This window comes from Streptomyces nidicola (genome assembly GCF_050106155.1).
Taxonomy (GTDB): domain Bacteria; phylum Actinomycetota; class Actinomycetes; order Streptomycetales; family Streptomycetaceae; genus Streptomyces.
Genome location: NZ_JBNBPI010000001.1, coordinates 3587726 through 3606377, shown reverse-complemented (window position 1 = coordinate 3606377; position 18652 = coordinate 3587726). Strand labels below are relative to the sequence as shown.

The following is an 18652-nucleotide window of genomic DNA, read 5'->3' as shown; positions in this document are numbered from 1 at the left end:
CGGATCCGCGTACGCAGACGTGTGCTTGCCGTATGTCATCGCTGTGGGTGGGGGGTTGCAGGGTTCCCTGAGGAGGGTGACATGAACCGCAAGCTCATAGCGGCCGTCGGCGTCGCGGCGATGATGTCCGCGGTCGCGGCGTGTGGGAGTGACAGCGGCAGCGATGCCGGCAAGGACCCGAAGGACCGCACCGGCGACGTCTCGGTCTGGCTGATGGTCGACGCGCAGAGCACCTGGCCCGGCCTGGTCAAGGACGTCAACGCGCAGTTCAAGAAGAAGTACCCGAAGGTCAAGGTCAACGTCTCGTACCAGCAGTGGGCGGACAAGGCCAAGAAGCTCGACACCGCCCTGGGCGGCGACAAGTTCCCGGACGTCGTCGAGCTCGGCAACACCGAGACCATGCAGTACATCCTCAACGGGGCGCTCGCCGAGATCGACCCGAAGAAGTACGACAACAGCGACTCCTGGATCAAGGGCCTCAAGGACACCTGTTCCTTCGAGGGCAAGATGTACTGCGTCCCGTACTACTCCAGCGCGCGCGTCGCCATCTACAACAAGGACCTGCTGAAGTCGGCCACCGGCTCCGACAAGCTGCCCACCGACGAGACCGCGTTCCTCAAGGCGATGGACAAGGAGACGGCGAAGCAGGGCGCGAAGGACAAGCGCTTCTCCTCCCTGTACCTGCCGGGCCGCTACTGGTACGCCGCCATGTCCTACGTCCAGGCGTACGGCGGCAGCATCGCCTCGTACGACGACGCCACCAAGAAGTGGAAGGGCACCCTCTCCGACGCCAAGTCGCAGGAAGGCATCCAGCACTTCATCGACCTGGTGAAGAAGTACAACAAGGGCGACATCACCAAGGACGAGCAGGACCACGCCAACGTCATGGCCAACGAGAAGGCCGGCGTCCTGTACGGCAACGGCTGGGAGGCCGGCTCCGTCGTCGACGGCAAGGCCAACGGCAACCCGAAGCTGAAGGACAAGATCGCCGTCGCCTCCATGCCGGGCCCGAACGGCAAGACCCTGCCGTCCTTCGTCGGCGGCTCCGACCTCGCCGTCACGCAGAAGTCGAAGAACGCGGACCTCGCCGAGGACTGGATCTCCATGTTCACGAGCGAGAAGTCCCAGGAGGTCCTCACCGCGAAGAACGTGCTGCCGAGCAACACCAAGCAGCTGCAGCCGCTGAAGGAGAAGGCGGAGACCGAAGCCGCGGCGAACGCGGTGGAGAGCGCCTGGTTCACGCCGATCGCCCCGGGCTGGACCGCGATCGAGAAGGAGGAGGTCCTGAAGAACATGCTTCTCGACATCCTCAAGGGCAAGTCCGTCGCCACGGCCACCAAGGCGGCCGACACCAAGATCGACGAGCTGATCAACAAGGAGTCCTGAGCCCTCGGGCTCCGGAGCGAGGGGCGGGACCGACACCGTTCGGTTCCGCCGTTCACCCTCCTCTCCTCTTTCGCTGAGAACGAGAAAGGTCAGCCACGTGACTGCCGCCGACACCAAGGCCGCCGGGCCGCCGCCCCGCACGGCGGACGCCCCGGAAGGGGACGTGCTCACCAAGGGCATCAAGGGTCCCCGCGGCACCGGCCGCCCCCCGCGGAAGAAGGGGGCGTCGCTCCCTTACCTCCTGATCCTGCCGGCGATCGTCGCGCTGGCTGCCGTCTATGCGTACCCCCTGGTCAAGACCGTGATCATGTCCTTCCAGGACATGGGGCGCCGCGAGCTGTGGACGGGCGAGAGCCCGCCGTGGGTCGGGTTCGACCAGTTCACCAACATCCTCGGCGACGCGGAGTTCTGGCAGGTCACCGTCCGCACGGTGGTCTTCATGGTGGTCTGCGTCGCGCTCACCATGGCGATCGGGCTGCTGATCTCCCTGCTGATGATGCGCCTGTCGACCTGGGTGCGGCTCACGCTCACCACGGCCCTGATCGCTGCCTGGTCGATGCCGCTGCTCGTCGCCTCCTCGATCTTCCGCTGGCTCGCCGACTCCGACTACGGCCTGGTCAACACGCTCATCGCCAAGGTCGCCGGCGACGACTTCCTCGGACACAACTGGTTCCTCGACCCGCTCCAGGGCTTCTCGATCATCGCCGCGCTCGTCATCTGGGGCGCCGTCCCGTTCGTCGTGATCACCCTGTACGCGGCCCTCACCCAGGTTCCCGCGGAGCTGACGGAGGCCGCACAGCTCGACGGCGCGAACGCCCTCGGTGTCTTCCGGTTCGTCACCTGGCCGGTCATCAAGCCCGTCTTCGTCATGGTCACCACGCTCTCGGTGATCTGGGACTTCAACGTCTTCGGGCAGATCTGGCTGCTGCGCGGCAACAAGCCCGAACCGGACTACGAGACCCTCGGCCTCTACTCCTTTTCCAAGGCGTTCACCTCGACGTCCTTCAGCCAGGGCACCGCCATCGCGCTGATCACCGTACTGATGCTGTCCGGCGTGGCCGTGTACTACCTGCGCCAGCTCATGAAGACAGGAGAGGTCGAATGAGCGCCTCCACCGCACCGGTCAAGGAGGGGCTGCGCCCCGCGACCACCGAGGGGCTGCGTCCCGACCGCAAGAAGACCAGGCTCGGCTACAACGTCCTCGGGCTCGTCATCGCCGTCGTGATGGCCTTCCCGGTCTACTGGCTCGTCGTCTCGGCGCTGCGCCCCAACCACGAGATCCGCTCCTACGACCAGACGCTGTGGCCTTCGTCGATCACCTTCGACAACTTCGCCCGCGCCGTGAAGCAGCCGAACTTCGGCACCGCGATCCAGTCCAGCCTCATCATCTCGATCACGGCCGTCGTCGGTGGCATGGTCATCGCGACCCTCGCGGCCCTCGCCATCGGACGGTTCCGCTTCACCGGCCGGCGCGCGCTCCTCATGGCGATGATCCTGGTCCAGATGCTGCCGCCGACCGCGATGCTCATCCCCATCTACACCCAGCTCAACGCGATGGGCGGACTCAACGAGTACTGGGGCGTCATCGTCGTCTATCTCGTCTCCACGCTGCCCTTCGCCACGGTGATGATCCGCGGCTTCGTGGTCAACATCCCCGTGGAGCTGGAGGAGTCGGCGATGGTCGACGGCTGTACGCGGATGGGCGCGTTCCGCCGCGTCGTCTTCCCGCTGCTCGCCCCCGGCCTCGCCGCCTCCTCGATCTTCGCCCTCGTCAACGCGTGGAACGAGTACCTGTTCGCCTACATCCTGATGAACGAGGACTCGAAGTACACGCTCAACGTGTGGCTGATGACGTTCACGACCGAACGAGGCACCGACTACGGCGCGTTGATGGCCGCGTCCACGATGATCGCTCTGCCGGTGGTGGTCTTCTTCATGTTCATCCAGAAGAAGATGGCCACAGGACTCACATCCGGCGCCGTGAAGGGATAACGCCGCACGATGACGACACTGACACGTGGTACCGACACTTTGACCCGCGACGCCCTGACCGTCCTCCAGCCCGGGTTCACCGGCACGTCCGCGCCCGACTGGCTGCTGCGCCGGCTCGGCGAGGGCCTGGCGTCGGTCGGGCTGTTCGGGCGCAATATCGCCACCCCCGAGCAACTGGCCGCCCTCACCGCCCAATTGCGCTCCGAACGCGATGACGTGCTGGTCGCCATCGACGAGGAGGGGGGTGACGTCACCCGCCTCGAGGTGCGCACCGGTTCGTCCTTCCCGGGCAACCACGCGCTCGGCGCGGTCGACGACGCGGAGCTGACCCGCGCGGTGGCCGCCGAGCTCGGGCACCGCCTCGCCGAGTGCGGGGTCAACCTCAACTGGGCGCCCTCCGCGGACGTCAACGCCAACCCGGACAACCCGGTGATCGGCGTACGGTCCTTCGGTGCGGACCCCGCCCTCGTGGCCCGGCACACCGCCGCGTACGTCGAGGGACTGCAAGCCTCGGGCGTCGCCGCCTGTACGAAGCACTTCCCCGGGCACGGGGACACGGCGGTCGACTCGCACCACGACGTGCCGCGCATCGACGCCGACCTGGACGTGCTGCGCTCCCGTGACCTCGCGCCGTTCCGCGCGGCGATCGCGGCGGGCTCGCGGGCCGTGATGAGCGCGCACATCCTGGTGCCCGCGCTCGACCCCGAGTACCCGGCAACGTTGTCGCGTCGGATCCTCACGGGGCTGCTGCGCGAGGAGTTCGGCTACGAGGGGCTCATCGTCACGGACGGCATGGAGATGAAGGCCATCTCCGGCACGTACGGCATCGAGCGCGGCAGCGTCCTCGCCATCGCCGCGGGCGCCGACGCGATCTGCGTGGGCGGCGGGCTCGCCGACGACGACACGGTGCTGCGGCTGCGTGACGCCCTGGTGGGCGCGGTGCGCTCCGGTGACCTGCCGGAGGAACGCCTCGCGGACGCGGCGGCGCGGGTGCGTGCCCTGTCGAAGTGGGCGACGGCGTCGGCCCGCACCGGGGCCCCGGGGGGCAACCCCGACGTGGGGCTCGACGCGGCGCGCCGTGCGGTCACGGTGACCCGTGGGGGAGCCGGGGCACCGGTCTCCGGTCCCGTGCACGTGGCCGCCTTCACGCCCGTCGCCAACATCGCGGTCGGCGCCGAGACCCCGTGGGGCGTCGCCGCCGAACTCGAACGCCTGCTGCCGGGCACGACGACCGGTTCCTACACCGGTCCCGACGCGGGCCGCGCCGCCCTCGCTGCCGCGGGGGAGCGGCGAGTGGTGGCCGTGGTCCGCGACGAGCACCGGCACCCGTGGATGTCCGGGGCCCTGGACGACCTGCTGGCCGCCCGCCCGGACACGGTCGTTGTGGAAATGGGCGTCCCCCAGGCGGCGCCGCGCGGATCCCTGCACATCGCTACGCACGGTGCGGCGAGGGTGTGCGGGGTCGCTGCCGCTGAGGCGATCGCCGGGGCTTGACGAGCCGCCACCCCGGCCGCCTTGGGCAATCTGCCGCCTGGGGCGGCAGGGTGGGCAAGGCGGCACCCCGGCGCGGGCAGCGCCCTCGGTAGGCGTCCAGCCCGCCGCCGCTCACGCCCCGCCTCCCAAGCACTCCCGCGCACATGCAACAGTGCCGGTCACCCCGAGTGGGGGAGACCGGCACCGTTACGCGGGCCGCAGGCCTACAGGCCCTGCCACTCCGGCTTGTTGGCGTACGTGTGGCGGAAGTAGTCCGCGAGCTTCAGCTTCGACGCGGCGGCCTCGTCCACCACCACGGTCGCGTGCGGATGCAGCTGGAGCGCGGACGCCGGCACCACGGAGGCGACCGGCCCCTCGACGGTCGCGGCGACCGCATCCGCCTTGCCCTCACCCGTCGCGAGCAGCACCAGATGCCGCGCCTCCAGGATCGTCCCGATGCCCTGCGTGATCACATGCCGCGGCACCTGGCTCAGGTCCCCGTCGAAGAACCGCGCGTTGTCCGCGATCGTCTGCTCGGTCAGCGTCTTGATCCGGGTCCGCGAGGCCAGCGAGGAACACGGCTCGTTGAACCCGATGTGCCCGTCCGTGCCGATCCCCAGCAGCTGCAGATCCACACCCCCGGCCTCGACCAGCGCACGGTCGTACGCCTCGCACGCGGCCTGCACGTCGTCGGCGCTGCCGTCGGGCCCCATGAACGCGGACTCGCCGAGACCGAGCGGCTCGACGACCTGCCGCAGCACCGTCGCCCGGTACGACTCGGGGTGCCCGGTCGGCAGCCCCACGTACTCGTCGAGCTGGGCGATCCGCGCCTTCGACGCATCGACCGCACCGGCACGCACCTGCGCCGCCAACGCCTCGTAGATGGGCAGCGGGGTCGAGCCGGTGGCCACGCCGAGCAGCGCGTCGGGCTTGCGCCGCAGCAGCTGGGCCATGGCCTCGGCGATCAGCTCGCCACCTGCCTTGGCGTCCGGAACGATCACAACTTCCACGCTGGGCCTGCCGTTCTGGTCAGAGGAGACGGGATGACATGTGGTATAGACCAATCTAACAGAGCGCGACCCCGCCGGTCAGGCCCTTCACCACACCTCTTCGTCCACGTCGTCGTCCATGTCTTCGTCCATGCTCCGCGCTGCGCTGTGGCTCGGCACCTCGAAGCGTCCGGTGGGCGGCGCGGGCACCGACCGGCCACAGTGGAAAGGGCCGCAGCCGACGCGACCCGGCCCCGGCCCCCGTCGCCCCACCGGAGGTGCCCGTATGAACGCCACTCCGTCCGACCCGGAGCGCCCCGGCCGGATCATGACGCGGGAGATGCACGAGCAGCCCGACGTGCTCCGGCGTCTCCTCGCCACCGGCGCCCCGCGCATCCAGGACGTGGCCCGCCGGGTCGCCGACCGCGCCCCGCGCTTTGTCCTGCTCACCGCCCGCGGTACCTCCGACCACGCCGCGCTCTACGCCAAGTACCTCCTGGAGATCCGGCTCGGCCTGCCCTGCGGCCTCGCCTCGATGTCCACCACGACGGCCTACGGCGCCCGCCCCGATCTGCGCGACGTACTGGTCGTCACGGTCAGCCAGTCCGGCGGCTCACCCGACCTGGTCGCCTCCACGAAGGCCGCCCGCGAGGCCGGCGCGATCACCCTCGCCGTGACCAACAACCCGGACTCCCCGCTGGCCGCCGTCTCCGAGCACCACATCGACATCATGGCGGGACCGGAGAAGGCGCTGCCCGCGACGAAGACGTACACCGCCTCGCTGCTCGCCCTGTACCTCTTCGTGGAGGGCCTGCGCGGGGGTGATGGGTCGGCCGCCGCCGTGCTGCCCGACCACGCCGACCAGGTCCTCGCGCGCCAGGACGAGGTCCGCGATCTGGCCGCCCGCTACCGCTTCGCCGGGCGCATGGTGATCACCTCCCGCGGCTACGGCTATCCGACCGCCAAGGAAGCGGCCCTCAAGCTGATGGAGACCAGCTACATCCCCGCCCTCGCGTACTCCGGCGCCGATCTGCTGCACGGACCGCTCGCCATGGTCGACAACATCTCCCCGGTGATCGCCGTGGTCACTGACGGCCGGGGCGGTGAGGCCCTGCAACCCGTCCTCGACCGGCTCCGCGGGCGCGGGGCCGATCTGATGGTGGTCGGTCCCGAGGCCCAGGTGGCCCGCGCCTCCGCCGGCTTCGTCCTGCCGACCGCCGGGGTGGCGGAGGAGGTGCAGCCGGTGCTCGAGATCCTCCCTCTGCAACTTCTCGCGTACGAGGTGACCATCGCCCGTGGCCAGGACCCCGACGCCCCGCGCGCCCTCGTGAAGGTGACGGAGACGCGATGACTGTTCCGGCTCGGAGAAACAGACGACAATAAACCTCTGCCTACGCATGGACATAGGAGAATGGTCTAGTCCACAATGCGTAACTGTGGCTTCCGCCCTCCCCGCACAGGAGGACGGACAGAGGACCCGACGCTCTCTGCCCTGACCGCGTCGGATCCTCGATCGGCAGCCGGGACCGCACACCTGGAAGCCGGTGCACCTGAAGGGCTGCGGTGCTAGGGGAAGGGCTGAGGGTCCCGACCCCCGGCGCCGCGGCCCGTCGGTCTTTCGAGCCCCTCCCGCAGTTTCCCGCTCCCTCCGGAGCCTGCGGCTCCTCGCTCCTTTCGGAGCCCCGCCGCCCGGCGGTTAAGCTCGGCTCGTGCCCTCCATGAACGATCTCGTACGCCAGCACACCGCCCTCGGTGACTCCGATCTCGAGTGGCTCCACCTGCTGGTCTCGGAGTGGCAGTTGCTCTCCGACCTCTCCTTCGCCGACCTCGTCCTGTGGGTCCCCACCCACGACGGCACGCGATACGTCTCCGTGGCCCAGATGCGGCCCAACACCGGGCCGACGTCCTACCAGGACGACATGGTCGGCCACCTGGTCCCGCGCGGCCGCCGCCCCATGCTGGACGTCGCGCTCGACGAGGGCCGCATCGTGCGCGAGGGCGACCCCGAGTGGCGCGAGGAGGTCCCGGTGCGGGTGGAATCCATCCCCGTACGCAGGGAGGGCCGGGTCCTCGGCGTCATCGCGCGCAACACCAACCTGCTGACCGTCCGGACGCCCTCGCGCCTGGAGCTGACCTATCTGCAGTCGGCCTCCGACCTCGCGCAGATGATCGCGGCCGGCACCTTCCCGTTCCCCGACCAGCAGGTCGACATGGACGCCTCCCCGCGCGCGGGCGACGGCCTGATCCGGCTCGACGCGGACGGCGTGGTCCAGTACGCCTCGCCCAACGCCCTGTCCGCGTACCACCGGTTGGGCTTCCAGGCCGACCTGGTCGGACACCACCTCGGCACGACGACGGCCGAACTCGCCCCGTCCCGTGGCCCGGTGGACGAGGCGCTCGCCAAGGTGGCCAGCGGCTGGGCGCCGCGCGAGTTCGACGTCGAGGGCGAGGAGGGCTCGATCCAGCTGCGCGCGATCCCGCTCAGCCCCAAGGGCACCCGCATCGGTTCGCTGGTCCTGCTGCGCGACGTCACCGAACTGCGCCGCCGCGAACGCGAGTTGATCACCAAGGACGCGACCATCCGGGAGATCCACCACCGGGTGAAGAACAACCTCCAGACGGTCGCCGCCCTGCTCCGTCTCCAGGCCCGCCGCATCGGGTCCGACCGCGGACGCGAGGCGTTGGAGGAGGCGGTCCGCCGGGTCGGTTCCATCGCGATCGTGCACGAGACGCTCTCCCAGAACCTGGACGAGCGCGTGGAGTTCGACGAGATCGCCGACCGGGTGCTCGCGATGGTGGCGGAGATCTCACCGGGTCAGGTGGTGGGCCGGCGCACCGGCCGCTTCGGCATCCTGGACGCCGAGGTGGCGACCCCGCTGTCCATGGTCCTCACCGAGGTGCTGCAGAACGCGCTGGAGCACGGCTTCCGGCAGGGCGACACCGGCAGCGTCGAGGTCTCGGCCGTGCGCGGCGGCACCAGCAAGGAGGCCCGACTCCTGGTCACCGTCCAGGACGACGGCGTCGGCCTGCCCGAGAACTTCGACCCGAAGCGCGCGGGGAACCTGGGCCTGCAGATCGTACGCACGCTGGTGGAGGGCGAGTTGGGCGGAACGTTCGACATGGTGCCCGCACCGGAGCGCGGCACGCAGGTCATCCTCGACATCCCCGTACGCAGCAGCAAATAGCAGACGGGCAGGCCGCGGCCCGCACGCGGCGGCCCGGACACAGCAGTGAGCCCCGGACCGTTGAACGGTCCGGGGCTCACTGTCGCTTCGTTGCCCGGGCTGTGTCCCGGGCTGAGCCTGGGGAGCATCGGGGGTACTGCGCGCTGCGGCTCGGGGGCGGGAGATGCGTACGCGATGTACGCGCCGCCGGGCTCAGGCTCGAACGGGGTGGGGAATCAGGCGGAGGCCTGACGGGCCCGGTTGCGAGCGGCGCGGCGCTTCATTGCGCGGCGCTCGTCCTCGCTGAGGCCACCCCAGACGCCGGAGTCCTGGCCGGACTCGAGCGCCCACTGCAGGCACTGCTCCATGACGGGGCAGCGGCGGCAGACGGCCTTGGCTTCCTCGATCTGCAGCAGCGCGGGACCGGTGTTGCCGATGGGGAAGAACAGCTCGGGGTCTTCCTCGCGACAAACGGCGTTGTGACGCCAGTCCATGGCTGCTACCTCTCCTTGGTATTACGTGCAGGTTGCTTGTGAATGTGAACGCTTTCACGAAACCCTCAACAAGTGAACCGACGAACGTCACATCTGCGACGGATGTCCGTTTCTTTGGGGAGGGGATTCGGGCTCTCTGTGGGGCCGATGTTTCGGGCCGTCCCGAGCGCCATGTAGAGATTCGCAAACCTCGGCGGCGGATACAACCCCTTCTGGAAAGTTTTTTTTGATTCCTCGGTGTCGGCTAGGTCACAGCCGTACTTCCATGGGGTGGATGCTGGCCCAAACGTTCGAGATGAAGGACTTTAGTCCCTTCCACTCACACAATCACACGCAGTGCACGGCGTACGCCTGTGAACGTCACGCTGGTCCGTAGCCCCAGGTGGTCACCGTCCATCTGAAGGGGCAGGGGAGCCTTCGAATGCAAGGTGAAGTCCGTCAGGTCGTGGAGCGTAACCGCGTTCTTGCCGTGCGGTCCGCGCTCGGGTGTGGAGGCGAGCAGCTGGGTGCCGTAACGGGCCACCGCGGGAGTGGACAGTTTCTTGAGTCCCAGCACGTCAAGGCCGGTGTCGAAGGACGCCTGGGGCGTTGGGTACAGCGGCCGGTTGCCCAGGAAGGACCACGGCGACGTGTTGCTGACTATGGAGACGACGAGATCGGTGACCGGATCCTCGCCCGGCCGTTCGAGCGTGATCGTGCCGTGCCTGCGGTCGGCCTCGCCCAGGAACTGGCGCACGACCTGTCGCACGTACAGGGCATGCGTCGAACGCTTGCCGCGCTCCCGCTGCTGCTCCACCCGGCCCACCACACCCGCGTCGAAGCCGAGGCCCGAGGCGAACGTGAACCAGCGGGCCGGCACACCCTCGTCCTCCGTGCCCGGGGTGCCCGAGGCGAGGCCCAGGCCCACCGTGCGCCGGCGGCCCTCGCGCAGGGCGTCCAGGAGCTGTCCTGTGGCCTCCACGGGGTGGTTCGGCAGACCGAGGGCGCGCGCGAAGACGTTCGTGGAGCCGCCCGGGACGACGGCGAGGCCGGGCAGCCGGTCGAGGTCGGGGCCGCTGTGCAGCAGTCCGTTCACGACCTCGTTGACCGTGCCGTCGCCACCGAGAGCGACGACCAGCTCGATGTCCTTGCTCTCCGCGGCCTGCCGGCCGAGGTCGCGCGCGTGGCCCCGGTACTCGGTCGTCACGGCCTCGAGCTTCATCTCGCTCGCCAAGGCGTGGATCAGTACGTCACGCGTGCGCGCGCTGGTGGTGGTTGCCGCCGGATTGACCACGAGAAGTGCACGCATGCAAGGCAGCGTACCCAGCGCCCTTGATCGGGCCCAGACCGAGGTGGGCCTCGGGTGACGGTCCACACAGATTCCGCGTGGGGTCCGGGCTTCGGGACGGCGCCGGCAGGCGGCTACTCTGCAAAGGTGACCTCAGAGCAGAACCCCGCCCCCGAAACCGACGCAGAAGACGGCCCCCGCCCCGGTCGGCTGACCGCCGCCGCGGCCCTGGCCGGGCTCGAAGGCCTCGCGCTCGTCGTGGGCGGTGCCTACATGCTGGTCGCCGGTCTGGCCGGGCACCCCGACAACCCGGAGCAGGCCGCCACCGGCGGTGTCACGCTCATCGTGCTCGCGCTGCTGCCGCTGTTCGCCGCGCGCGGACTGCTCGCCCGCAAGCGCTGGAGCCGCGGCCCCGCGATCATCACGCAGATCATGGCCCTGCCGGTCGCCTACACGCTGTTGCAGGCCGACAGCATGGCCATCGGCGGCGGCATCGCACTCGCCGCCGTGTCGATCGCCGCGCTGGTGCTGCTCGTCAACCAAGAGACCACGCGCGCGTTGGGCATCCGTACGCCGGGATCATCTCAGTAGCTCGCAAGCTCGCACACGAGAAGGCGCCCCATGCGAATCCGCATGGGGCGCCTTCTCGTGTGCGTACGTGGGTCACTCCTCGACGAGGAGCCGGTCCCGGAGCTGGGCCAGCGTGCGGGCCAGCAGGCGCGAGACGTGCATCTGGGAGATGCCGACCTCCTGGGCGATCTGCGACTGCGTCATGTTCCCGAAGAAACGCAGCAGCAGAATGCGCTTCTCGCGCGGCGGCAGGTCCTCCAGGAGCGGCTTGAGGGACTCGCGGTACTCGACGCCCTCCAGCGCCTCGTCCTCGGACCCCAGCGTGTCCGCGACCGCCGGGGACTCGTCGTCCGTGTCCGGGACGTCCAGGGACAGCGTGGAGTACGCGTTGGCCGACTCCAGGCCCTCCAGGACCTCCTCCTCGGAGATGGCCAGTTTCTCGGCCAGCTCATGGACCGTGGGGGAGCGGCCGTTCACCTGGGAGAGCTCCGCGGTCGCCGTCGTCAGGGCCAGGCGCAGCTCCTGGAGGCGGCGCGGCACGCGCACGGCCCAGCCCTTGTCGCGGAAGTGCCGCTTGATCTCGCCGACGACGGTCGGCGTCGCGTACGTGGAGAACTCCACGCCGCGGTCGGGGTCGAAACGGTCGACCGACTTGATCAGGCCGATCGTCGCGACCTGGGTGAGGTCGTCCAGGGGCTCGCCGCGATTGCGGAAGCGGCGCGCCAGGTGCTCGACCAGGGGCAGATGCATGCGCACGAGCTTGTTGCGCAGCTCCGCGTACTCCGGGCTGCCGTCCTTCAGGGCGCGCAGCTCGATGAACATCGCCCGGGCACCGCTGCGGTCCCGCGGATCGTGCCGGTCGTGCCGCTCACCGTGTCGCTCGTGGTCGCTCATCAATCCCGCCCGTCGCGCGTCCGATCCCCCTGAGTCCCCGCGCAGTGCGGCCCCCGGGGTCGGCGCTGCCTGCTGTGCCGCGTCGGCCGCCGGGTCCGCCGTGTCCGCTGCGTCTTCCGGGTGTGGCAGGGCCTGCTGCTCGGGGATGCCGGTGGTCGGCCGCCGCATCCCGCCCGTGCCGTCGGCCGGGAGATCCAGATCCCGTGTGCCGCGCTTGTCGTCCCGCACCGGACCGTCCCCGTTCCTCACGTCGGGCCGGGGCCCGCGCCGCGCTTCTTGTAGAGGCTGATGGAGACGGTCTTGTCCTCGGCCACCGTGGAGTCGACCTGGCCCGCGAGGGCCGACAACACCGTCCACGCGAAGGTGTCGCGCTCCGGGGCCCGGCCGTCGGTCGTCGGCGCGGAGACCGTCACCTCCAAGGAGTCGTCGACCAGCCGGAACACGCAGCTGAGCACGGAACCCGCGACGGCCTGCTGAAGCAGGATCGCGCAGGCCTCGTCGACAGCGATGCGCAGGTCCTCGATCTCGTCGAGGGTGAAGTCCAAACGCGCTGCGAGGCCGGCCGTCGCCGTACGCAGCACCGACAGGTAGGCACCCGCAGCCGGGAGTCGGACTTCCACGAAGTCCTGATTACCGGGGTCGCCTGCGATCTGGGACACCCTCACCTCCAAGGTGGTACAAGCACTTTCGGGCTCCGGAGGCGTCGTCCCCCGGGTGATGCGCCACTTATATCTGCGGTGACGCTACCGCGCGCCCGACTTTCCTGTCCCGGGGACCCCCGGCCCGTTGCTGTCACTCATAGTAAGCCTACGGGTACGGACAGTGGCTAGAGGGTGTGCGGGCTCAATTGGAAAGAGCGGGCGCCGGTTTGACGTACCCAAGCGTCAGCGCATCGAACCCCGGAGGGGCCGGGGAACCGTCGGGTCAGACCAGAATCGAGTCGACAAAGCACCAACGCCAGCTCTCACCAGGCTCGAAGGTGCGCATCACCGGGTGGCCGGTCTCGGTGTGGTGAACCGTCGCGTGCTTGTACGGGGACGAGTCGCAGCACCCGACGTGGCCGCAGACCAGACACAGGCGTAGTTGCACAGGGTGACTGCCGACGGCCAGGCACTCCAAGCAGGTCTCGCTCAGAGGTGCGGGCTCGGGGTGCGGCAGCGCGGCGACGTGCGAGCACTCGTTCATGATGGCCAGGTTACGTCGGGCGGTGCGGAGCAGGGCGGTGGAAGGCGGGTCATGGACGTATTGCCTTTGGTGGGTCTGATCGCCGCCAGTGCGGCTGTGGCGGGGGCGGCGCGCAGGACGCCGGTCCCGGCACCGCTCCTCCTGGTCGCCATCGGCCTGATCGCGTCCTACGTGCCGTGGGTCCCGCAGTACGTGCTCGACCCGCACATCGTGCTGCCGCTGATCCTGCCCCCGCTGCTGCACACCGCCGCCCTGGAGAGCTCGTACCTCGACCTGAGGGCGAACATCAGGCCCGTCGCGCTGCTCTCCGTGGGGTACGTCCTGTTCGCCACGCTCGCCGTGGGCTGGCTGGCGTACGAGCTGATCCCGGACCTGCCGCTGACCGCCGCGCTCGTCCTGGGGGCGGTGATCGCGCCGCCGGACGCGGTGGCCGCCACGGCGATCGCCCGGCGGGTGGGGCTGCCCTCCCGGATCACCACGATCCTCCAGGGCGAGTCCCTCGTGAACGACGCGACCGCGATCACCGCCTACAAGGTGGCGCTCGCCGCGGCGGTGGGCGAGGGTGCGAGCTGGGCGGGCGGGATCCAGGAGTTCCTGGTGGCCGCCGTCGGCGGGGTCGGTGTGGGGTTGCTGCTGATGGTGCCGCTGCACTGGTTGCGCACGCACCTCAAGGAAGCGCTGCTGCAGAACACGCTCTCCCTGCTGATCCCCTTCGTCGCGTACGCGGTCGCGGAGCAGGTGGGCGCCTCCGGGGTGCTCGCCGTCGTGACCGTGGCGCTCTACCTGGGGCACCGCTCCTGGCAGGTCGATTTCGAGACACGGCTCCAGGAGACCGCGGTGTGGAAGGTCGTCGCGTTCATCCTGGAGTCCGCCGTCTTCGCGCTCATCGGCCTCCAGCTGCGCTTCGTCCTCGAAGGGCTCGGCGAGTACAGCGTGTGGCAGGCGATCTGGTACGCGGTCGGGGTGTTCGTCTTCGTGGTCGTGATCCGCTTCGTGTGGTCGTATCCGGCCACCTATCTGCCGTGGTGCCTGTCGTCCCGCATCCGCGCGCGCGAGAGCGACACGGACTGGAAACGGCCGCTGGTCGTGAGCTGGGCCGGCATGCGGGGCGTGGTGTCGCTGGCCATCGCGTTCTCCATCCCGCTGGTCACGGAGGACGGGGAGCCGTTCCCCTCGCGCAACCTGGTGCTCTTCCTGACCTTCACGACGGTCATCGGCACACTCGTCGTCCAGGGGCTCACGCTGCCGCCGCTCATCAAGCTCCTCAAGCTGCCGGGCCGGGACACGCAGGCCGAGACGCTCGCCGAGGCCCAGGCGCAGAACGCCGCCTCCGTGGCCGCGGAGGAGCGCGTGGAGGAGTTGATGCGGGACGAGCGCAACTGCCTGCCCACACCCCTCCAGGACCGTCTGCGCACCGTTCTGGAGCGGCGCCGCAACTCCGTGTGGGAGCGGCTCGGGCAGGCCAACCCGGTGACCGGCGAGTCCGCCGACGACACGTACCGCCGGCTCGCGCGGGAGGCGATCGCCGCTGAACGTGAGGTCTTCGTACGGATGCGGGACGAGAGGCGGATCGACGACGAGATGCTGCGGACACTGCTGCGCAAGCTGGACCTGGAGGAGGCCGCCGCCTATCGGGAGATCGACGACTGAGCGTCTTCGAAGGGGGCGCCCGTGATCACCGCCGCGAGCGTCGTGCCGCGTGGGAACGCGCCCTCCTGGGTGAGGGCGACAAGTGCGTACAGCGCTTTGGCGACATACAGGCGCTCAATGGGCAGGCCGTGGCGGGTCTCGAAGTCCTCGGCGAACGCCGCGAGTTCCTCGGGCACGCGCGCGTAGCCGCCGAAATGGAACCGGTCCTCCACGTGCCAGGAGCCCCGTCGGCCGCCGAACGCCGACTCCTGCAAGGCGCGTACCTCGGCCTCCAAGAACCCGCCCTTCAGGACGGCGACGCCCATGGCGCGCTGGTCGGGGGAGAGTCCGGCGGCGAGCCCCGCGAGGGTGCCGCCCGTGCCGCAGGCGAGCGCGACGACATCCGCGCGGCCCCGCAGCTCCCGGCCGAGGTCCGTACAGCCTTGAACGGCGAGGGAGTTGCTGCCGCCCTCGGGCACCACGTACGCGTCCTCGGCGTCGGCGGCTTCGAGGAGCCCGGCCAGTACGCCGGGGTCGGTCTTGCGCCGGTACGTCGACCTGTCGACGAAGTGCAGGCGCATCCCGTCGGCCGCGCAGCGGGACAGGGACGGGTTGAGCGGGCGGTCGGCGAGTTCCTGGCCGCGGACGATGCCGATGGTGGCCAGGCCCAGGAGCCGGCCCGCCGCGGCCGTGGCCCGCAGATGGTTCGAGTACGCGCCTCCGAAGGTGACGATCGTGCGGCCCCGGGACGCCGCCGCGTCGAGGTTCGGGGCGAGCTTGCGCCACTTGTTGCCGATCAGGTCCGGGTGGATCAGATCGTCCCTCTTGAGCAGCAGGCGCACGCCGTGGCGCGCGAAGCGCTCGTCGTCGACCTCCACGAGGGGAGACGGGAGGCGGGGGCGCGGGCCGGAGCCGGTGGGGCGGGACACCCGGCCATTGTCGGACATCTGGCCGGTTCCCCGCCCGCGCGGCGACGGGCCGCTACTTGAGCCGGTCCCCGATGCGCTTGCGCATCGACGCCATCGTGAAGCCCTTGGGGTCGATCTTCCCGGGCTGCCACTCCAGGTGGCCGATGACCGAGCGCTCGGTCCAGCCGTGGTGGCGGCAGATCGCCGCGGCCGCCTTCTCGATGGCCTCCAACTGGGCGGCGGGCCAGGGGTCGTCGCCGTTGCCGAGGTTCTCGCACTCGAAGCCGTAGAAGCGGCTGTTGCCGTCCGTGTTCGCCTCGTTGTCGTGCGGCAGGGCCTTCTCGGCGATCACCGCGCGCAGCACGTCGTCGTCGCCCAGGCCCGCGTGGTTCGCCCGGCCGTAGCCGACCAGGTGCACGCGGCCGTCCTTCGTGATGACGCCGTGGCACAGCGGTCCCGGCAGGTTCGCGTGGCCGTCGCGGCAGATGCGCACCGTGCTGGCGCTGCCGGAGGTCGCGGTGTGGTGGATCATCACCCCGTTCAACGGGCCCCAGTCGCCGATGTGGTTGCGGTTGTGGTGCCGCCAGTCGCCGACCTCGACCACCGTCAGGCCCTCGTCCTTGAGAGCCTTGATGAAGCTGCTTGCGGACATGGGTGGGGCCACGGCCGCCTCCTTCGCGGGAGCGACGGCCGCCGACTGCGTACCGTCTCGTACGGTTCGCTTTTACCCGGAACTGCCGTTCAGCGACCTACTGTTCGCATAACGTGCACAACGTCCGCGGCGTCGGCGGCCTGCTCGCTCAGCTGCGCAGGACGCCGTCCCCGTTCACCGCGATGTGCGACTCGAGGGCCTGCAGCGCCTGCTGCGTGGCCTCCGGGCTGCCGGTGCCCTTGCGCTCCGCGTAGTACGCCGCGCCCAGTCGCTTGAGCAGATCGCCGCCCGCGCGCTGAGCCTGCACCTCGTCCAGCTTCTGCTTGCCCTGCGTCAGGCCGCGCTGCGCCTGCTCCTTGGCCCGGTCCATGAAGCCCGCCATGGTGATCACCCTTCTCGTCTTTACCGTTTCCTGACCAACGCGCGCCGGGATCTTCGAGTTCCGGCCGGTTGCGGAACATGAGCCGGGAGGGGGTCAAAGTGCCCACCCAATGCCCCGCCCGTCCGCCATCCATTCCCGCTCATTTGTGTAATGGTGCGATCGCTCTCCGTGCTGAAAGGCTTGTCCGTGCAGGTCAGTTCATGATCGGGAGGGCATTGCACATGTCGGTAGGCGAAGAGGTCCGCGAGCAGACCCCCGGACCGCAGAAGAGTCTGGGTACGTCCGCGGCGCGGAACCTGGCCACGACCACCAAATCCGCACCGCAGATGCAGGAGATCAGCTCCCGCTGGCTGCTGCGGACGTTGCCCTGGGTGGATGTGAAGGGCGGCACGTACCGGGTCAACCGACGGTTGAGCTACTCGGTCGGGGACGGACGCGTCACGTTCGTGAAGACGGGGGACGACGTCAGGGTCATCCCCGCCGAGTTGGGGGAGCTTCCCGCGCTGCGGGGTTACGAGGACGAGGACGTGCTTGCCGAGCTCGCCCAGCGCTGCACCCAGCGGGAGTTCGCGGCCGGCGAGCTGCTCGCCTCGTTCGGCAGCCGGGCCGACGAGGTGTTCCTGCTCGCGCACGGCCGCGTCGAGAAGGTCGGCACCGGTCCCTACGGGGACGACGCGGTGCTCGGAGTGCTGGCCGACGGCGCGTACTTCGGCGACCAGGCACTGCTCGACGAGGAGAGCATCTGGGAGTACACGGCGCGAGCGGCCACCGCGTGCACCGTGCTCACGCTGCCGCGCGGCGACTTCGAGCAGGTCGCCGAGCGTGCCCAATCACTGCGCGACCATCTCCAGCAGCTGCGCTCACTGCCCGAGCAGCGGGCCAACGCGTACGGCGAGAAGCAGATCGACCTCGCGGCCGGTCACGTCGGGGAAGCGACCCTGCCCGGGACCTTCGTCGACTACGAATCCGCGCCGCGCGAATACGAGTTGAGCGTCGCCCAGACCGTGCTGCGCATCCACTCGCGCGTGGCCGATCTCTACAACCAGCCCATGAACCAGACGGAACACCAGCTCAGGCTCACGGTCGAGGCGTTGAAGGAGCGCCAGGAGCACGAGCTCATCAACAACCGGGAGTTCGGCCTGCTCAGCAACTGCGAGTACGAGCAGCGCCTGCAGCCGCACGACGGCGCGCCGAGCCCGGACGACATGGACGAACTGCTCAGCAGGCGGCGCGGCTCCAAGCTGTTCCTCGCGCACCCGAAGGCGATCGCCGCGTTCGGCCGCGAGCTCAACAAGCGCGGCCTGGTCCCCGAGAGCATCGACGTCGGCGGGAACCGGATCCCGACCTGGCGCGGTGTGCCGATCTATCCGTGCAACAAGATCCCGGTCTCGGACGCGCGGACCACATCCATCATCTGCATGCGTACCGGAGAGGAGGACCAGGGCGTCATCGGGCTGCGCCAGTCCGGCATCCCGGACGAGATCGAGCCGAGCCTGTCCGTGCGGTTCATGGGCATCAGCGAGCAGGCGATCATCTCGTACCTGGTGACGACGTACTACTCGGCGGCGGTCCTGGTGCCCGATGCGCTCGGAGTGCTGGAGAACGTCGAGGTCGGCAGGTGGCGGTGACGAGCCGCGCCCCGTTCGCCGTGTCCCCGTCCGACAGGG

General features: G+C 69.7%; 18 protein-coding genes. 9 read left to right on the top strand and 9 right to left on the bottom strand.

Annotated features, from left to right (window positions below; genetic code table 11):
- The first annotated feature begins 81 nt into the window (after positions 1–81).
- From ACOKM3_RS16280 to ACOKM3_RS16265, 4 genes are all read left to right on the top strand, one after another.
- Positions 82–1386, top strand: coding sequence for a sugar ABC transporter substrate-binding protein (locus tag ACOKM3_RS16280; protein ID WP_426901128.1), 1305 nt, complete (start codon positions 82–84; stop codon positions 1384–1386).
- A gap of 97 nt (positions 1387–1483) precedes the next feature.
- Positions 1484–2491: a carbohydrate ABC transporter permease gene (locus ACOKM3_RS16275; RefSeq protein ID WP_426901127.1), complete on the top strand. Its 1008-nt coding sequence runs from the start codon at positions 1484–1486 to the stop codon at positions 2489–2491.
- Positions 2488–3378 (top strand): carbohydrate ABC transporter permease, encoded by an 891-nt coding sequence (locus tag ACOKM3_RS16270; protein WP_426901125.1) that lies wholly within the window; start codon positions 2488–2490, stop codon positions 3376–3378. Before ACOKM3_RS16275 ends, ACOKM3_RS16270 begins: the two co-directional genes overlap by 4 nt.
- A 9-nt stretch (positions 3379–3387) precedes the next feature.
- The gene (locus tag ACOKM3_RS16265) at positions 3388–4872 is read left to right on the top strand and encodes a glycoside hydrolase family 3 protein (RefSeq protein ID WP_426901123.1); all 1485 of its coding nucleotides are present in this window, start codon (positions 3388–3390) and stop codon (positions 4870–4872) included.
- A 203-nt stretch (positions 4873–5075) separates the two neighbouring features.
- On the opposite strand, the gene nagB is transcribed toward ACOKM3_RS16265, so the two are convergent.
- Positions 5076–5861: a glucosamine-6-phosphate deaminase gene (gene nagB / locus ACOKM3_RS16260; protein ID WP_426901121.1), complete on the bottom strand. Its 786-nt coding sequence runs from the start codon at positions 5859–5861 to the stop codon at positions 5076–5078.
- Positions 5862–6126: 265 nt separating this feature from the next.
- On the opposite strand from nagB, the gene ACOKM3_RS16255 reads away from it, so the two are divergent.
- Together ACOKM3_RS16255 and ACOKM3_RS16250 are read left to right on the top strand one after the other, a co-directional pair.
- Positions 6127–7191: an SIS domain-containing protein gene (locus ACOKM3_RS16255; protein WP_426901119.1), complete on the top strand. Its 1065-nt coding sequence runs from the start codon at positions 6127–6129 to the stop codon at positions 7189–7191.
- 367 nt (positions 7192–7558) lie between these two features.
- Positions 7559–9025, top strand: coding sequence for a sensor histidine kinase (locus ACOKM3_RS16250; protein WP_266718858.1), 1467 nt, complete (start codon positions 7559–7561; stop codon positions 9023–9025).
- A 215-nt stretch (positions 9026–9240) separates the two neighbouring features.
- On the opposite strand, the gene ACOKM3_RS16245 is transcribed toward ACOKM3_RS16250, so the two are convergent.
- The gene (locus ACOKM3_RS16245; RefSeq protein ID WP_016639615.1) at positions 9241–9498 is read right to left on the bottom strand and encodes a WhiB family transcriptional regulator; all 258 of its coding nucleotides are present in this window, start codon (positions 9496–9498) and stop codon (positions 9241–9243) included.
- Positions 9499–9817: 319 nt separating this feature from the next.
- On the bottom strand, positions 9818–10786 hold the full coding sequence (locus ACOKM3_RS16240) for a diacylglycerol/lipid kinase family protein (RefSeq protein WP_426901117.1): 969 nt from the start codon (positions 10784–10786) through the stop codon (positions 9818–9820).
- A 126-nt stretch (positions 10787–10912) separates the two neighbouring features.
- Between ACOKM3_RS16240 and ACOKM3_RS16235 the strand changes: the two genes are divergently transcribed.
- Complete coding sequence (locus ACOKM3_RS16235; protein ID WP_266713950.1) at positions 10913–11356, top strand: hypothetical protein; 444 nt, start codon at positions 10913–10915, stop codon at positions 11354–11356.
- Positions 11357–11428: 72 nt separating this feature from the next.
- Here ACOKM3_RS16235 and ACOKM3_RS16230 read toward each other — a convergent pair whose 3' ends face one another.
- The 3 genes from ACOKM3_RS16230 to ACOKM3_RS16220 all read right to left on the bottom strand — a co-directional run bounded on the left by ACOKM3_RS16230 (position 11429) and on the right by ACOKM3_RS16220 (position 13414).
- The gene (locus tag ACOKM3_RS16230; protein ID WP_426901115.1) at positions 11429–12478 is read right to left on the bottom strand and encodes an RNA polymerase sigma factor SigF; all 1050 of its coding nucleotides are present in this window, start codon (positions 12476–12478) and stop codon (positions 11429–11431) included.
- Positions 12475–12888: an ATP-binding protein gene (locus tag ACOKM3_RS16225; protein ID WP_266713954.1), complete on the bottom strand. Its 414-nt coding sequence runs from the start codon at positions 12886–12888 to the stop codon at positions 12475–12477. Before ACOKM3_RS16225 ends, ACOKM3_RS16230 begins: the two co-directional genes overlap by 4 nt.
- A gap of 265 nt (positions 12889–13153) precedes the next feature.
- On the bottom strand, positions 13154–13414 hold the full coding sequence (locus ACOKM3_RS16220) for a UBP-type zinc finger domain-containing protein (RefSeq protein ID WP_426901113.1): 261 nt from the start codon (positions 13412–13414) through the stop codon (positions 13154–13156).
- Between the two features lie 51 nt (positions 13415–13465).
- On the opposite strand from ACOKM3_RS16220, the gene ACOKM3_RS16215 reads away from it, so the two are divergent.
- Complete coding sequence (locus tag ACOKM3_RS16215) at positions 13466–15064, top strand: Na+/H+ antiporter (protein ID WP_426901111.1); 1599 nt, start codon at positions 13466–13468, stop codon at positions 15062–15064.
- On the opposite strand, the gene ACOKM3_RS16210 is transcribed toward ACOKM3_RS16215, so the two are convergent.
- The 3 genes from ACOKM3_RS16210 to ACOKM3_RS16200 form a co-directional block, all read right to left on the bottom strand.
- Positions 15043–15990 carry a 1-aminocyclopropane-1-carboxylate deaminase/D-cysteine desulfhydrase gene (locus ACOKM3_RS16210; RefSeq protein ID WP_426901109.1) on the bottom strand — a complete coding sequence of 316 codons (948 nt, stop codon included), beginning with the start codon at positions 15988–15990 and terminating at the stop codon, positions 15043–15045. The two genes, ACOKM3_RS16215 and ACOKM3_RS16210, sit on opposite strands and share 22 nt — an antisense overlap.
- Positions 15991–16024: 34 nt before the next feature.
- On the bottom strand, positions 16025–16615 hold the full coding sequence (locus ACOKM3_RS16205; RefSeq protein WP_327661643.1) for an N-acetylmuramoyl-L-alanine amidase: 591 nt from the start codon (positions 16613–16615) through the stop codon (positions 16025–16027).
- Between the two features lie 136 nt (positions 16616–16751).
- A complete protein-coding gene (locus tag ACOKM3_RS16200) occupies positions 16752–16985 on the bottom strand; it encodes a hypothetical protein (RefSeq protein WP_426901107.1) in 234 nt (77 codons plus the stop codon).
- Between the two features lie 221 nt (positions 16986–17206).
- Here ACOKM3_RS16200 and ACOKM3_RS16195 point away from each other — a divergent pair, with 221 nt between their 5' ends.
- The gene (locus tag ACOKM3_RS16195) at positions 17207–18613 is read left to right on the top strand and encodes a family 2B encapsulin nanocompartment shell protein (RefSeq protein WP_426901105.1); all 1407 of its coding nucleotides are present in this window, start codon (positions 17207–17209) and stop codon (positions 18611–18613) included.
- Positions 18614–18652: the final 39 nt, after the last annotated feature.

Excerpts from the sequence above, each read along its gene's own strand:
- ACOKM3_RS16280 (WP_426901128.1), top strand. The coding sequence starts at position 82 with ATGAACCGCAAGCTCATAGCGGCCGTCGGCGTCGCGGCGATGATGTCC.
- ACOKM3_RS16270 (WP_426901125.1), top strand. The coding sequence starts at position 2,488 with ATGAGCGCCTCCACCGCACCGGTCAAGGAGGGGCTGCGCCCCGCGACC.
- ACOKM3_RS16265 (WP_426901123.1), top strand. The coding sequence starts at position 3,388 with ATGACGACACTGACACGTGGTACCGACACTTTGACCCGCGACGCCCTG.
- ACOKM3_RS16255 (WP_426901119.1), top strand. The coding sequence starts at position 6,127 with ATGAACGCCACTCCGTCCGACCCGGAGCGCCCCGGCCGGATCATGACG.
- ACOKM3_RS16250 (WP_266718858.1), top strand. The coding sequence starts at position 7,559 with ATGAACGATCTCGTACGCCAGCACACCGCCCTCGGTGACTCCGATCTC.
- ACOKM3_RS16245 (WP_016639615.1), bottom strand. The coding sequence starts at position 9,498 with ATGGACTGGCGTCACAACGCCGTTTGTCGCGAGGAAGACCCCGAGCTG.
- ACOKM3_RS16240 (WP_426901117.1), bottom strand. The coding sequence starts at position 10,786 with ATGCGTGCACTTCTCGTGGTCAATCCGGCGGCAACCACCACCAGCGCG.
- ACOKM3_RS16220 (WP_426901113.1), bottom strand. The coding sequence starts at position 13,414 with ATGAACGAGTGCTCGCACGTCGCCGCGCTGCCGCACCCCGAGCCCGCA.
- ACOKM3_RS16215 (WP_426901111.1), top strand. The coding sequence starts at position 13,466 with ATGGACGTATTGCCTTTGGTGGGTCTGATCGCCGCCAGTGCGGCTGTG.
- ACOKM3_RS16210 (WP_426901109.1), bottom strand. The coding sequence starts at position 15,990 with ATGTCCGACAATGGCCGGGTGTCCCGCCCCACCGGCTCCGGCCCGCGC.
- ACOKM3_RS16200 (WP_426901107.1), bottom strand. The coding sequence starts at position 16,985 with ATGGCGGGCTTCATGGACCGGGCCAAGGAGCAGGCGCAGCGCGGCCTG.
- ACOKM3_RS16195 (WP_426901105.1), top strand. The coding sequence starts at position 17,207 with ATGTCGGTAGGCGAAGAGGTCCGCGAGCAGACCCCCGGACCGCAGAAG.